This window comes from Streptomyces sp. ADMS (assembly GCF_033441795.1).
GTDB lineage: Bacteria > Actinomycetota > Actinomycetes > Streptomycetales > Streptomycetaceae > Streptomyces.
The window spans coordinates 17,286-30,237 of sequence record NZ_JAVFVX010000041.1 but is presented as its reverse complement, the minus strand read 5'-3'; the positions used below and the strand labels follow the sequence as shown (position 1 = coordinate 30,237).

Annotated in this window: 18 protein-coding genes and 1 tRNA gene; 15 read left to right on the top strand and 4 right to left on the bottom strand. The window is 69.0% G+C overall.

Annotated elements, in window-relative coordinates:
- Positions 1–211 precede the first annotated feature (211 nt).
- The 15 genes from RB628_RS19360 (at position 212) to RB628_RS19290 (ending at position 10,834) form a co-directional block, all read left to right on the top strand.
- Positions 212–361 carry a hypothetical protein gene (locus tag RB628_RS19360; RefSeq protein ID WP_318321734.1) on the top strand — a complete coding sequence of 50 codons (150 nt, stop codon included), beginning with the start codon at positions 212–214 and terminating at the stop codon, positions 359–361.
- 92 nt (positions 362–453) lie between these two features.
- On the top strand, positions 454–747 hold the full coding sequence (locus tag RB628_RS19355; protein WP_318321733.1) for a DUF6284 family protein: 294 nt from the start codon (positions 454–456) through the stop codon (positions 745–747).
- A complete protein-coding gene (locus RB628_RS19350; protein ID WP_318321732.1) occupies positions 744–1,070 on the top strand; it encodes a hypothetical protein in 327 nt (108 codons plus the stop codon). Before RB628_RS19355 ends, RB628_RS19350 begins: the two co-directional genes overlap by 4 nt.
- Positions 1,067–1,975 (top strand): DUF2637 domain-containing protein, encoded by a 909-nt coding sequence (locus tag RB628_RS19345; protein ID WP_318321731.1) that lies wholly within the window; start codon positions 1,067–1,069, stop codon positions 1,973–1,975. Before RB628_RS19350 ends, RB628_RS19345 begins: the two co-directional genes overlap by 4 nt.
- Positions 1,975–2,367: an RRQRL motif-containing zinc-binding protein gene (locus tag RB628_RS19340; protein WP_318321769.1), complete on the top strand. Its 393-nt coding sequence runs from the start codon at positions 1,975–1,977 to the stop codon at positions 2,365–2,367. Before RB628_RS19345 ends, RB628_RS19340 begins: the two co-directional genes overlap by 1 nt.
- A gap of 2 nt (positions 2,368–2,369) precedes the next feature.
- The gene (locus RB628_RS19335; RefSeq protein ID WP_318321730.1) at positions 2,370–2,687 is read left to right on the top strand and encodes a hypothetical protein; all 318 of its coding nucleotides are present in this window, start codon (positions 2,370–2,372) and stop codon (positions 2,685–2,687) included.
- A 108-nt stretch (positions 2,688–2,795) separates the two neighbouring features.
- Positions 2,796–4,925 carry an FtsK/SpoIIIE domain-containing protein gene (locus RB628_RS19330; protein ID WP_318321729.1) on the top strand — a complete coding sequence of 710 codons (2,130 nt, stop codon included), beginning with the start codon at positions 2,796–2,798 and terminating at the stop codon, positions 4,923–4,925.
- A gap of 204 nt (positions 4,926–5,129) precedes the next feature.
- Positions 5,130–5,594: a hypothetical protein gene (locus RB628_RS19325; RefSeq protein ID WP_318321728.1), complete on the top strand. Its 465-nt coding sequence runs from the start codon at positions 5,130–5,132 to the stop codon at positions 5,592–5,594.
- A gap of 16 nt (positions 5,595–5,610) precedes the next feature.
- Positions 5,611–5,961: a hypothetical protein gene (locus RB628_RS19320; protein WP_318321727.1), complete on the top strand. Its 351-nt coding sequence runs from the start codon at positions 5,611–5,613 to the stop codon at positions 5,959–5,961.
- 85 nt (positions 5,962–6,046) lie between these two features.
- Positions 6,047–6,775, top strand: coding sequence for a DNA methylase (locus RB628_RS19315; protein WP_318321726.1), 729 nt, complete (start codon positions 6,047–6,049; stop codon positions 6,773–6,775).
- Positions 6,772–7,683 carry a bifunctional DNA primase/polymerase gene (locus tag RB628_RS19310; RefSeq protein WP_318321725.1) on the top strand — a complete coding sequence of 304 codons (912 nt, stop codon included), beginning with the start codon at positions 6,772–6,774 and terminating at the stop codon, positions 7,681–7,683. Before RB628_RS19315 ends, RB628_RS19310 begins: the two co-directional genes overlap by 4 nt.
- A complete protein-coding gene (locus tag RB628_RS19305) occupies positions 7,680–8,027 on the top strand; it encodes a hypothetical protein (protein WP_318321724.1) in 348 nt (115 codons plus the stop codon). Before RB628_RS19310 ends, RB628_RS19305 begins: the two co-directional genes overlap by 4 nt.
- Positions 8,024–9,199, top strand: coding sequence for a DUF3631 domain-containing protein (locus RB628_RS19300; protein ID WP_318321723.1), 1,176 nt, complete (start codon positions 8,024–8,026; stop codon positions 9,197–9,199). Before RB628_RS19305 ends, RB628_RS19300 begins: the two co-directional genes overlap by 4 nt.
- A 174-nt stretch (positions 9,200–9,373) precedes the next feature.
- On the top strand, positions 9,374–9,604 hold the full coding sequence (locus RB628_RS19295; RefSeq protein WP_318321722.1) for a helix-turn-helix domain-containing protein: 231 nt from the start codon (positions 9,374–9,376) through the stop codon (positions 9,602–9,604).
- Positions 9,605–9,613: 9 nt separating this feature from the next.
- A complete protein-coding gene (locus RB628_RS19290; protein ID WP_318321721.1) occupies positions 9,614–10,834 on the top strand; it encodes a site-specific integrase in 1,221 nt (406 codons plus the stop codon).
- Between the two features lie 47 nt (positions 10,835–10,881).
- On the opposite strand, the gene RB628_RS19285 is transcribed toward RB628_RS19290, so the two are convergent.
- From RB628_RS19285 to RB628_RS19270, 4 genes are all read right to left on the bottom strand, one after another.
- On the bottom strand, positions 10,882–11,079 hold the full coding sequence (locus tag RB628_RS19285; protein WP_318321720.1) for a hypothetical protein: 198 nt from the start codon (positions 11,077–11,079) through the stop codon (positions 10,882–10,884).
- Positions 11,080–11,725: 646 nt separating this feature from the next.
- A tRNA-Ser gene (locus RB628_RS19280) sits at positions 11,726–11,810 on the bottom strand.
- A gap of 73 nt (positions 11,811–11,883) precedes the next feature.
- Entirely contained in the window at positions 11,884–12,330 is a 447-nt protein-coding gene (gene tadA / locus RB628_RS19275) for a tRNA adenosine(34) deaminase TadA (protein ID WP_318321768.1), read from the bottom strand.
- A gap of 62 nt (positions 12,331–12,392) precedes the next feature.
- Positions 12,393–12,947, bottom strand: a complete 555-nt coding sequence (locus RB628_RS19270) for a hypothetical protein (RefSeq protein ID WP_318321719.1) — start codon at positions 12,945–12,947, stop codon at positions 12,393–12,395.
- Positions 12,948–12,952: the final 5 nt, after the last annotated feature.

Genomic DNA, 12,952 nt, shown 5'->3' with positions numbered 1-12,952 from the left:
TACGAAGGAAGCGGCTGTTACTTGAAAACTCAACAGAGTGCTTTGAAGTTGACGGGGCTTGACCCCGTCCCCGCGACGGCCGGGTGACGACCGTCGACACATCAGCCCCTGCCCGGCCACTACGGGCGTACGCAGCAAAGCAGGCAGGAGCACGCGGCCCGCCGATCCGTTCGGCGCGGGCCCACCACCTACGACACGTCAGGAGCCCCACATGTTCGACGCGAAGTCGCAGGAGCCCACCACCGACCTGACCTCTCTGGAAGCCGTGCAGCGCGGTCAGGAGGTCTACGACCGCATCGCGTCCGGCGAGTGCACGGACGCGGTGGCGGAGCTGAACGAGGCCTACGGCCGCAACGGCTGACCAACCCACCACATCAACGGCGCGCGGCGCCCCGGGTTGCCCCCCGGGACGCCGCTTCGGGCCGTACCGCCCTGTGAGAGGAACCACGACCCATGAAGCACATCGTCACTGTTCAGGACGCTGTTACCGCGTTCGCCGACTTCATCGAGCCGACGTCCGCTGAGCTGAACGCGATTGAGTGGGAGTTGCCCGTCATTCTCGCGGACGTCGACCTGATCGACGCGCAGATCAAGGCCATGGACCGCATGCCGAACGAGGTGGACGCGCAGCGCATCCGCCGGGCCCGCCGTCGGCTGCTGGCGGCCCGCCGCGACCTGACGAACACGCCCGCCTCGGTACGGCAGCACGCCGGGCACGGCTCGTTCCTGCCGGAGGTGGGAGCGTGAGCGAGACACTGACGCTTGACGGCCTGGCCGTGGCGCTGCGCGCGCTGCGCCTGCTGACGGTGGACTTCGGGCATCTGCCCGCACCGGACATGCAGGTGTCGACGATCTACCCGGACCGGCTGAGGCTGCGGTTCCATGACGACCTGTCCGCCTTCGAGGCATGGCGGGACGCCCTGGGCGCCGCCCCCGCCGCCGTGGCCTACGGCGTGCAGAGCGACGGCCGGACGTGCGTGCTGACAACCACCGCCGACTTCGCGGGTGCCGTGCTGGAGCTGACCGGTTACGGCGACGTGCACGCTGTGGTGGAAGCGGGTGCGGCATGAACCTGAACCGCAAGGGTCGGGCCGCTCTTGTGCTGGCCCTGGTCGCGGTCGTCGCCATGGCGTTTCGGGTGTCTTGGAACGCGTTGCGTGACATCGCGGGCGCGGTCGGCGCGGATGACACCGCCGCGACCCTCTACCCGTTCGTGGTCGACGGCCTGATGGCGCTGGCTCTGGTCGCTGCCCTCGTGCTCGATGGCAAGGACCGGAGGTTTGCGCTGCGGGTGCTGGGTGCCTACACGCTCGCCTCGCTGGTCCTCAACTACGTGCACGGCCTCGTGCCGGAACTGCACGACGCCACGGCCGGTTGGGGACGGCTCGCCGCCGGCGAGTACGCCAACTGGGTGTTGGTCCTGCTCGCGACGTCGCTTCCGGTCGGGTCGATCTACTTCGGGTCGGATCTGGTCGCCAAGGTGCTGCACCACCGACCCGACCCGATCCCCGACCCGATTCCGACTCCGATCGTAAATGCGGAGGAATCGACTGAGACCGTGAGTAAACGGTCTATGGCTGACCTGCCGAAATCGACCCCCGCCGCGATCACCGAGGGTCCGGTGCGGATACCCGATCCGGTGGCAGGGGAGCACGTGAAATCGGCTCTCCCTCTCAAGTCCGTACCGGCCGTCCCCGCCTCGATTCCCGTCCCGGTGATCGAGGCGCGTGTCACGGCCGCCGAGTCGACCCGCCCGCGCAGGGCAACCGGTCGACTTCCCGCCGCCGCCCGTCCGACCCGATCCAGGCGCACGCCGGATCAACTGCTCGCTGAGGCACGGAAGGTGACGGCCGCTTGGCCTGACGCGAAGCTCACCGCCGAGGGCATCCGCCTCGAAGTGCACACCTCCCCGGCCAACGCCCGGATGCTGCGCGACGCTCTCAAGGCCGAGCGCGCCGCTACGGCGGCTGCGTGATGTCCGCCGCGTACGGCAAGTGCTTCGACCCGACCGGCGCCCGCTACGGGGTGCCCACCTACCCGTGGAAGTACGCCCCCGACGATCAGGAGTTCGCCACCCGCCGACAGTTGCGGGCGCGGGGGCTGCGGCCGGGGGGCCAGCCGATAGCGGCGCAGGTCATGCGCGTCAACCGACGTACCGGCACGGTCCGGGTCGCCTACCTCTACCGCCTCGAACTCGCCAAGCCGGTACGGCCGATGACCTCCCGCAAGTGGGGCGCCCTCGCTCTCGCGATGCTCGCCCGCCGCACCTGCCCCAACTGCAAGGTCATCTACAGCTACTGCATGCCCCGCTCGCTCGGCATGTGTGTCCTGTGCGCCTTCCCCGAGCCGACCCCGAAAGAGGGCTGAGGATGTCCAATTCTGAGATCCGCCGCATGGACCGCGAGATCCGAAAGGCCGCCGTCAAGCTGGCAGCGGTCAAGCGGGGCGAGTCGTGGCCGCTGAACGGTGCGGAGCGCCGGGCCATGGCCCGCGCCCTGGCCGGCGGCTCCTACCGGATCGTCCGGGGCAAGAGCGCCGCCCGTGCCGAGCGGCAGATCGAGACCACGGAGTCGAACGCGGAGATGCGGCTGACCGCCGAACTCGCAGCGCTGCACGGCGAGAAGCAGCGCCTGATCACGGAAGCCGCCCGCGAGAAGGCGGCGAAGAAGCGTTCCGGCTGGTTCTGACCAGCCGGACCAGGCGCCAGGGTGCCCGCTCTTTCCACGGACCCGGCCACCCCGGCGCCCTTTCCTCCAAATCCCGCCCCCGAGGGGGCAGTCAGGAGCAGTACCAGCATGACCGAGAACGTCGTACGCCTCGTCAAAACCCCGCCCACCGGCCCTCAGTCGGACGTGACGCCCACGGTGCTGACCGTGGTGCCCGACGCCCCGCCCGCGCCCCTGGTGCCGTTGTGGGTGCGCTCCGGGCGGGCCGTGAAGACCGCCGTCACTCACGAGAACACCAAGAGCGCCGCTCGTGCGGTGGCGCGTCACAGCCTCTACACGTTCAACGGGGGCCGGATCGTGGCCCGCCGCACCTGGGACGGCAAGACCGGCGCCCGCTACGAACGCATGATCCGCACGGCGGAAGCCGCGGGGAACCTGGAAGCTGCCGAGGAGTGGGAGGAAAGGTTGCAGCGCTTCCGCCAGGCACGCCACCACCGCCGCATGGACCTGCTCCACTCACCCGTAGAGGCCGCCAAGGGCCTTGCGGTCGGTACCGGAGTGGGCATCGGCGTGCTGGTCGCGCTCGGGGTCGTGATGGCGATCAACAACCACGACGTCACCGACGTCATCACCCCCCTGAAAGCGACCATCGAGTTCATCGCCCTGCTCATCCAAATCGTGCAGGTCGTATGGGGCCCCGCCCTCATCATCGGCCCGCTGCTCGCCCTGCTCGCCCTGTGGACCGTCGGCAGCAACCAGCAAGCCGCACCCCAGTGGGCACTGCCCGCCAACATCCGATCGAGTGAGGGCGAACCGCTCACCCCGTCCATCGTCGTCAAGGCCCTGCGCGACCTCGGAGTACCCGCACTGCGCAACGCCATCAAGGACATGGGCGACGCCGGCGCGAGCATGCTCGGACCGATCCGCATCGCCGGATGCGGCGTCGAAGTCGACGTCACCCTTCCTTCCGGGGTGTCGACGATCGAAGTGCAGCAGCGCCGCCGCAAGCTCGCCGAGAACCTGACCCGGCATGAGCACGAGGTGTTCATCACCATTCCGGAAGCGGCCCGCACGGTGCGCCTGTGGGTGGCCGACTCCGGGGCCCTGGATGAGCCGATCGGACCGTCTCCGCTGGTCACCGACGAGACGATGACCGCCGACTACGCCAAGGGCCGCGCCCCGTGGGGCCAGGATCTGCGCGGCGACGCGGCGGGCCTGAGCCTGTATCAGCGCCATGTGCTCGTCACCGGTGTGTCCAACCAGGGCAAGACCGCCGCGTTGCGCGCACTCGCGCTGTGGGCCGCGCTGGACAAGCGGGTTGAGTTCCGGATCGCCGACCTCAAGGGCGTGGGCGACTGGGACGTGTTCGACAATCTGGCCACGGTGCTGATCCAGGGCCCGACGGATGACCACGTGATCCAGGCGACCGAGATGGTCGAAGCGGCTGTAGCCGAGATGAACCGCCGGATCGGGGAGCGCCTGCACAACCCGCAGGCGTTGTTCGATCCGCTGATCTGCATCGTCGACGAGGCGCAGAAGGCGTTCATGTGCCCGGCCAAGGACGAGGACAAGCGGCCCTACGGCGGAGCCAAGGCCACGTCCCGGTACTTCATGGGTGTCCGTGAGATCCACAATCAGGGCCGCGTCGTCGACGTGCTGATGTGGCAGGGCACCCAGGACCCCACCGACCAGAACCTTCCCAAGCTGGTCCGTGAGGGCGCCCACACCCGCGCCTCGCTCGCCCTGGGCACCGAGTCCCAAGCCGTCATGGCCCTGGGAGAGAAGGCCATCAACGGCGGAGCCGCCCCGCACCTGCTGCGTCAGGGTCTCGACAAGGGAACCCTCGTGGTCGCCTCGGACGGCATCGACATCCCCAAGGGACAGTCGTCGATCACCGTGCGCACGCACTTCATCGACGACGACGAGGCCAAGGCCATCACCGACCGCGCGAAAGCCCTGCGCGACGGCGTCACCACCCTGCACGCCATCGACACCGGCGAGCAGCGCGACCCGCTCGCCGACATCGCGAGCGTGCTCGGCAACGCACCGCGCGTGCTCACCCGCGACGTGCTGCAACGGCTGACCGCGCTGGACGCGGACGCCTACAGCACGTGGACGAACGGCGACCTCAAGCGCGTGCTCGAAGCCCACGGAGCCGAGCCGTACAAGTCGGACGGCCTCATGAACGTCAATGCCGAACGCGTTGCCCGCGCCCTCGCCAACCGCGACGACGAGGGTTCCGCTTCCGCCACTGGATGACAGGGAGCCGACCCCCGGCGGGCCAGGGAGACAGGGAGAACTCCCTGACCCCCTCCCTGACCCGCCTCCCTGGCCCTGACCTGCATAAATGATCAGCCAGGGAGGCAGGGAGGCACCCCAGGCCAGACCCCGAAAACCCCCTCCACACGCGCCCCGCAAGGGGGTGCTCTCGCCTCCCTGCCTTACTGCCGGAAGGGATTCCGCATGTACCCCGACCACACCCAACCCGCGCCCGAACAGCGCGCCATGGACGTCCACTACCCCACCCCGATACAGCCCGTCACCGCCGCCCCGGCGCCACTCGTTCCCGTCCAGCCGGGCACCGTCCCGGCGGTCGCGTCCGTCGTGCTGCCGGACGGCCGCGTCGTCACCGGCTACGCCATCAACCCCGTCCACCCCGAACCGGTCGCCACCCCGCCGGCCGTCTCCCGCGCGGCCGTGAACGTCGCCCTCGGAGGCGTCGGATTCCTCGCGGTGTGCGGCGGGCTCCTGCTCCTCACCTCGTTCATCGCGGCCCTGACCGCGTTCGTCACCCAGCTCATCACCCTGGCCGCCGTCATCTTCGGCGGCTGGATCGCCGTACAGGTGTTCAGCGCGAGCGGCCACAAGGGCGGGACCACCGTCAACATCCGCAAGGCAGTCATCAAGCGGAACAAGTTCTACGGCTGACAGGGAGACCACCGTCATGACCACGCCCGCAACCACGGACAGCACCGGCCACCGCGAACCGCATCCGGTGCCGGAAGTGGCCTACGCCGACGCCCCGAGCATCCTCAGCGAAATCGGCTGGACGGCCCGTTTCCTGGCCGGCCTCAAGTGCTTCACCGGCCTGGACCGCGACTTCTACCTGCGTAAGGCCGCCCTGTTGGACCGCATCGCGCTCATGGACGAGCCCGACGACCCGCACGCCGACATCACCGAAACCGCCGTAGCCGCCGCCTGGTACCTGATCGGCACCGACCAGGCGGACGTCACCGGCGACCCGCGCGCCTACGTCCGCCGCCAGTACGCCTACTGGGCGGCGAACAACCAGTAGCTATGCCAAGGGCGGCCCCCTTCCGCCAAGAACCGGGGCCGCCCTTGTCCACCTGCCACTGACTGACCTGTGGAGGTCTCCCAGCATGACCCAACCCACCGACATCCGGCGAGCGCACGGCCCACGGCCGCGCCTGCTGGATCTCTTCTCCTGCGCCGGCGGCGCCGCAACCGGCTACCAGCGGGCGGGATTCGAGGTGGACGGCTGCGACATCGCCGACCGCCCGAACTACCCCTTCCCCTACCACCGGGGTGACGCCCTCGAATACCTCACCCACCTGATCACCACGGGCGGGATCCGCCGGTACGCGTTCGTCCACGCGTCCCCGCCGTGCCAGCACGGATGCGCCCTGACCGTGGGCACCAACGCCTCACAGGGATGGGGCGGCGACCATGTCGACCTGGTCGCACCCACCCGCACCCTGCTCGAACGGACCGGTCTGCCGTACGTCATCGAGCAACCCAACGGCCGCGCGGAGATCCGCAAAGACCTCACCCTTTGCGGCGAGATGTTCGCCCTCGGGGTGATCCGGCACCGCAACTTCGAGTTGGGCGGCTGGACGGCCGCACGGCCGGCGCACGTCCCGCACCGGGGCCGCGTACGCGGATGGCGGCACGGCGCCTACTTCGACGGCCCGTATGTGGCCGCGTACGGCAACGGCGGGGGCAAACCCTCCGTCCCCGAGCTGCAAGCCGCACTCGGCATCACGTGGACCGACGTACGCGAGGAACTCACCGAAGCCATCCCACCCGCCTACAGCGAGCACATCGGCCGCGCGTTCCTCGCCACCGCAGCGCTGGGGGTGGCCGCGTGAACGAGCACCTGCTGAACGCCGCACTGGACGCCGCCGAACGGGGCTGGCCCGTCTTCCCCCTCCGCCCCGGCACCAAGCGCCCCGCCCTGCACGGCGAAACCGCGTGCCCCGGAACCGGCCCGTGCGCGACGGGACACCGCAAGTGGGAGCAACGCGCCACCACCGACCCCGACGTGATCCGTACGGCCTGGTCGCGGGCCCCGTACAACGTCGGCATCGCCACCGGCCCCGCCGGCCTGCTGGTCGTCGACCTGGACATGCCCAAACCCAACGGCAGGAACGGGAAGGGAAGTTCGGACGCACCTGACGGCGCGACGACCTTTGGGGCGCTCTGCGAGCGCGCCGGACAGCAGGTGCCCGACACCTACCGGGTGCGGACCGCGAGCGGCGGATCACACCTGTACTTCACCGCCCCGGACGGCGTGCGGCTGACCAATACCGCAGGAACCATCGGCCCGTTGGTCGATACCCGCGCTGGTGGCGGGTACGTCGTCGCGGCGGGCAGTACCACCCCCGCCGGGTCGTACGAAGCTCTCAGCGCCCCTGTGGTGGCCCCGGTGCCCGGATGGCTGCTGAGCATCCTGAAACCGGCCCCCAAGCGCGTACAGGCCCTCTCGGGGCCCGTAGCGGGGCAATCCAGCCGGTATGCGGATGTAGCGTTCGCCAACGAGGTGCACAGCGTCGCCACCGCCGCCGACGGCACTCGCAACGCCACACTGCTGCGCGCCGCCCGCGCCCTGGGCCGGTTCATCGCGTCCGGCGACCTCACCCGCGTACGGGTCGAGGACGCTCTTAGAGGAGCGGCGGGGGCCAACGCCACACAGCCGCAGCGCTACTACGACGACGTGATCCGACGCGCCCTGGACTGGTCGATCACCCACAACTCGCCCCGGGGCAGGACCACATGACCTCCCCCCGCGTCCCTAAGAGCCTCACCGCACCCCCGACCGTCCCACGCGCCGCCCAACCCGCCGCACCCCGGACGGCCGAGGGCGAACCCAAGGGCGTCGCCGAAGGCGTCCCCATTGCCGTTCGCCCCAACCCGCCGCGCAGCGAAGGCCGTTACCCCATCGCCTGGCTCCACATCACCGCCCCGCGCGGCGCCACCCCGACCGCCACCTCAAAGTGCGCGTGCGGCCGTGACCGCAGCGCAGTCGGCCGTACCCGTGTGCTCGCCCTGATCGACGACCACACCGCGCACCGCGACACCTGCCCACTCCGCACCACCTCGGAAGGAAGGGCCGCCGCATGACCAACCCGACCCCCACCCCGCCCACCATCGACGGAGCCGCACTGCTCAACGAGGTGGAAGCCTTCCACCGCCGCTTCAACGTCTTCCCCACCGAAGCCGCGTTCGTCGCGGTGACGCTGTGGGACGCGCACGCACACCTGCTCGACGCGTTCGACTCCACCCCCCGTCTCGCGTTCCTCTCGCCCGAGCCGGGCTCGGGGAAGTCACGGGCCCTGGACGTGGTGGAAACCCTTGTGCCGCGCTCCATGGCGGCTGCTGACGCCTCGGCATCCGCCCTGTTCCGGTCCGTCTCCGGGATCGACGGCGGCCGGCCCACGATCCTGTTCGACGAAATCGACACGATCTTCGGTCCCAAAGCCGGAGACAACGAGCAGCTTCGCGGGTTCATCAACGCCGGACACGCGCGCGGACGGGTCATGTACCGGTGCGTCGGGGACGGTTCCAACCAGCAGGTACAGGGCTTCCCCTCGTACTGCGCCGTCGCGGTCGCCGGACTCGGCTCCCTGCCCGACACGATCCTGACCCGCTCCGTCATCGTCCGCATGCGCCGCCGGGCCCGCAACGAGAAGGTGGAACAGTTCCGTACCCGCATCCACGTACCGCAGGGCAACCAGATCCGTGACCGGCTCGCCAAGTGGGCCGAAACCGTGCAAGAGCGCATCACGGGCGCCTTCCCCGAGATGCCCGACGGGGTCACCGACCGGCCGGCGGACGTGTGGGAACCCCTGCTCGCCGTGGCGGACGCGGCCGGCGGCGACTGGCCCCGCCGGGCCCGCGAAGCCTGCCTGACCCTGGTCAAGGCATCCCGGGCCAACGACAAAGGCAGCGTCGGCATCCGGCTCCTGACCGACCTGCGCGACCACGTCCTCATCGGCGTCGACCGCCTGCCCACCGTCGCGATCCTCGACCGGCTCAACGCCCTCGACGACGCACCGTGGGCTGACCTCAACGGCAAGCCGCTCGACAACCGGCGCCTGTCCCGAATGCTCAGCGAGTACGTCACCGCCGACGGGGACCCCGTCATCTCCCGCAACATCCGCACCGCCGGCGGAGTCCTCAAAGGCTTCTTCACCAAAGACCTCGAAGACGCCTGGGCCCGCTACTGCCCGCCCCCCAGGGCCGCTACATCCGCTACACCGCTACATCCCAGCTCAGAGCCCCTGAACCTGTAGCGGCAACCCCCGATGTAGCGGCTACGGCCTCCGCCCCGAAACGGCCGTAGCCGCTACATCCGACCCGTCCGCTACAAAAAACCACCCGCTGACCTGCGATGTAGCGGTGTAGCGGATGTAGCGGACTTCCGGGAAGGCCCTGAACCCCTCCTTCTGCCTCAAGGAGATTTCCGCATGGCCACGGCCCACCTCACCGCCGTTGATTCCACCCTCGTACTGCTGACCGTCGAAGAGGCCGCCCGTCGTCTCCAGATCGGCCGCACCGTCTGCTATCGGCTCATCCGCTCCGGAGAGCTGGAGTCCATCACCGTCGGGCAACTCCGCCGAGTCCCCGCCGACGCCGTACCCGAGTTCGTCACTCGCCGCCGCAAGAGCCAGCGCCCCACCATCGCCGCCGCAGCCTGAGGAGTACGCATGGCAGAAGACAAGAACAAGCGCACCCGCCAGCCGAACGGTCGCTCGTCCATCTACCAGGGCAGCGACGGCAAGTGGCACGGCCGCGTGACCGTCGGCATCCGCAACGACGGAACCCCCGACCGGCGCCACGTCGAACGCAAGACCCGCGCAGAAGTAACGGCCGCCGTCCGCGAGCTGGAGAAGCAGCGTGACGCCAAGACGTTGGCCAAGCCGGGCAAGCCATGGACGGTCAAGATGTGGTTGACCCACTGGATCGACACCATCGCGCCCCTCGCTGTGAACGAGAACACCATGGTCGGCTACGGCGTGGCCGTACGGAAACACCTGATTCCGGCACTTGGGGCCCACCGGCTCGACAAGCTCGGACCTGAGCACATCGAGCGCTTTTACGGGAACATGCAGGCTGAGGGCCGTAAGGCGGGGACGATTCACCAGATCCACCGCACCCTTCGCACCGCGCTGAACGAGGCGGTCCGGCGTGGCTACTTGGGACGAAACCCCGTCCAACTCGCCAAGGCGCCTCGCCTACGGGAGGAGGAGGTCGAGCCGTACAACGTCGAAGAGGTCCAGCGGTTGTTGCAGGCCGCCGACGACGGCCGGAACTCCGCACGTTGGGCTGTGGCACTCGCGCTTGGTCTCCGCCAGGGGGAGGCACTAGGCCTCAAGTGGGCTGACGTGGATCTCGAACGGGGCGTTCTTATGGTCCGTCGGAGTCGCCGCCGCCCGCGCTACGCCCACGGATGTGGAGACTCCTGCGGCCGGAAGGCGGGCTACTGCCCGCAGCGCCAGCGGACGAACCCCGAGACGGCCGACACGAAGTCCCGTGCGGGACGGCGCGCGGTCGGTCTGCCCGCACAGCTCGTTGATCTGCTCCGGGTGCATCAGGCCAAGCAGAGCGCCGAACGCGCGGCGGCCGGATGCGACTGGACGGATGAGGGGTGGCTGTTCGCCACGCCGACCGGTCGGGGCACATCACCCCGAACGGATTACGACGACTGGAAGGATTTGCTGGACGACGCGAAGGTACGAGACGGCCGCTTGCACGATGCTCGGCACACCGCCGCCACGGTCCTGCTGATCCTCGGAGTCTCTGAGCGGGCGGTCATGGGGCTCATGGGGTGGTCCACGACGGCCATGGCCGCGCGGTACCAGCACATGGTGGACTCCGTCCGCAGCGACGTCGCCAGACAGGTCGACGGACTCATCTGGAATAAGTGAGACGGGCTGGCCAGAGTGCTGCACACGCAGCGTGCCACTCTGGCCGCTTACTGCACGGTCTTGCCACCCAGGAGTCCGACCATTGCTCCAAATCCCAGGCTCGCCAGGTTGGAGCAGGTGGCCATGGCTGATTTGGCGGCCTCCGTCGGCTTTTCTACGAAGATCGCAATATAGAGACTGGCTGTGAGTGCAAGGACTGTCACCACCATGACGCAGAGGAAAACCATCTTGAAGTGAGCGGTCACCGTGGTGACTGTCGGCTCTTCGAGGGACGCCCCGCCTGTAGCGTCGGAGACCGGGTTGGTGGCACTCTCAGTCATCTGCCCCGCCCCCGGTGACAGTCTCGGGACTGTCTTCGTGTGCCTGTCGGCGAAGGAACTCCCGTCTGTACCTCTCACTCGCGGCCTGGGCCGCTTGGTCGAGAATGAGTTGGAGTTCACTTAGCAATCCGAGCAACTGTTCAGGCGAGATCTGCAACCGCTCAGCGAGCTCGAGTTGCTCCTGACTACTGATCGTTGAGAGCTCTGTGCCGCTTAGCTGCACTCGCTTTTTACCTACGTCAACGATCACGGAGGTTTCACGAGGCCGATGGAAGACCGCGCGCAGGGTGACCCGCATCCGCGAGATGGCTAGCACGATGGCGACCGCTGCGCCTGACGATACGACCAGGGTGATCCAATCCGACTCCATGCCTCACCCTTCCTTTCGGTGTGCGGCTACGCCGTGTAGCTCAGCGGCTGCGATCTCAATTGTGCTGTCGCGGCGATCGGTGTGGAGGGTGTTCTGTCGGATCCGGCAGGACGAGGCACAGCGGCGGTACGACTGAGACGGAAACTGAGACGGAGCAGCACGAGGGGCCCGATCCATCGGATCGGGCCCCTCGTCTACCTGCGGTAGCGGAGGGATTTGAACCCTCGGTGACTTGCGCCACACTCGCTTTCGAGGCGAGCTCCTTCGGCCGCTCGGACACGCTACCGAGGGAGACCTTACAGCAAGGTGTGGCGTGTCTGAAATCCGTATTCGTCGGTCCACCGCCGGTGAATCCGCGGTCAGCGGTCGTTGCGGGAGGAGTTGCGGAAGAAGGTGGTGAGGACGCCGGCGCAGTCGTCCGCGAGGACGCCGCCGATCACCTCCGGGCGGTGGTTGAGGCGTCGGTCGCGTACGACGTCCCAGAGGGAGCCGGCCGCGCCCGCCTTCTCGTCGCGGGCGCCGTAGACCACGCGGTCCACCCGGGACTGCACGAGAGCACCCGCGCACATCGTGCAGGGCTCCAGTGTCACGACGAGCGTGCACCCGGACAGCCGCCACTCGCCGATGTCCGCCGCGGCGCGCCGCAGTGCGAGGACCTCCGCGTGCGCCGTCGGATCGCCCGTCGCCTCGCGCTCGTTGTGCCCGGTCGCGAGCACCGTCGTACCGTCGGCGGCCAGAACGACGGCGCCGACGGGCACGTCACCGCCCGGCAGCGCGCGCTCGGCTTCGGCCAGGGCGAGCCGCATCGCGGCCCGCCACGGATCACGTACGGGGTCGGGCGCCCCTCCGCCGATCAAACCCTCTTCGCTCAGCGCACCGTCTCCAGGACCTCCGAAGCTCCCAGGGCCTCGGCGATCGCGCCCAGTGCGTCGTCGGCGTCCAGGGCGCGCAGTTCCTTCTCGGCGACGCCGAGGTCGTCGAGGATCTCGGTGTCGCCGACGGGGCCGTGCGGCACCACCTCGGCGGAGGTGCCGATCTCGTCGTCGGCGGCGTCAGGGTCGGTGTCCGGATCGCTGTCCGTCTCACCGTCCTCGGTGCCGTCGAGGTCGAGGGCGTCCAGATCTGTCCCGTCGTCGTCCGGATCACGGCCGAGCAGCTCGGCCGTGAGCAGGATCTCGCCGTACGAGCTACGGGCAGCGGCGGCGGCGTCCGAGACGTAGATACGGGGGTCGTCCTCGCCGTCGACGCGGACGACGCCGAACCAGGCGTCCTCCTGCTCGATGAGCACCAGCACCGTGTCGTCCTCGGGGGAGGCTTCACGGGCCAGTTCGGTCAGGTCCGACAGGGTTTCCACATCGTCGAGCTCTGTGTCGCTCGCTTCCCACCCGTCTTCGGTGCGCGCGAGCAGTGCGGCGAAGTACACCGTGA

Coding starts and splice junctions, on each gene's coding strand:
- RB628_RS19360 (WP_318321734.1), top strand. CDS start 212: ATGTTCGACGCGAAGTCGCAGGAGCCCACCACCGACCTGACCTCTCTG.
- RB628_RS19355 (WP_318321733.1), top strand. CDS start 454: ATGAAGCACATCGTCACTGTTCAGGACGCTGTTACCGCGTTCGCCGAC.
- RB628_RS19345 (WP_318321731.1), top strand. CDS start 1,067: ATGAACCTGAACCGCAAGGGTCGGGCCGCTCTTGTGCTGGCCCTGGTC.
- RB628_RS19340 (WP_318321769.1), top strand. CDS start 1,975: ATGTCCGCCGCGTACGGCAAGTGCTTCGACCCGACCGGCGCCCGCTAC.
- RB628_RS19335 (WP_318321730.1), top strand. CDS start 2,370: ATGTCCAATTCTGAGATCCGCCGCATGGACCGCGAGATCCGAAAGGCC.
- RB628_RS19330 (WP_318321729.1), top strand. CDS start 2,796: ATGACCGAGAACGTCGTACGCCTCGTCAAAACCCCGCCCACCGGCCCT.
- RB628_RS19325 (WP_318321728.1), top strand. CDS start 5,130: ATGTACCCCGACCACACCCAACCCGCGCCCGAACAGCGCGCCATGGAC.
- RB628_RS19320 (WP_318321727.1), top strand. CDS start 5,611: ATGACCACGCCCGCAACCACGGACAGCACCGGCCACCGCGAACCGCAT.
- RB628_RS19315 (WP_318321726.1), top strand. CDS start 6,047: ATGACCCAACCCACCGACATCCGGCGAGCGCACGGCCCACGGCCGCGC.
- RB628_RS19305 (WP_318321724.1), top strand. CDS start 7,680: ATGACCTCCCCCCGCGTCCCTAAGAGCCTCACCGCACCCCCGACCGTC.
- RB628_RS19300 (WP_318321723.1), top strand. CDS start 8,024: ATGACCAACCCGACCCCCACCCCGCCCACCATCGACGGAGCCGCACTG.
- RB628_RS19295 (WP_318321722.1), top strand. CDS start 9,374: ATGGCCACGGCCCACCTCACCGCCGTTGATTCCACCCTCGTACTGCTG.
- RB628_RS19290 (WP_318321721.1), top strand. CDS start 9,614: ATGGCAGAAGACAAGAACAAGCGCACCCGCCAGCCGAACGGTCGCTCG.
- tadA (WP_318321768.1), bottom strand. CDS start 12,330: ATGCGGCTCGCCCTGGCCGAAGCCGAGCGCGCGCTGCCGGGCGGTGAC.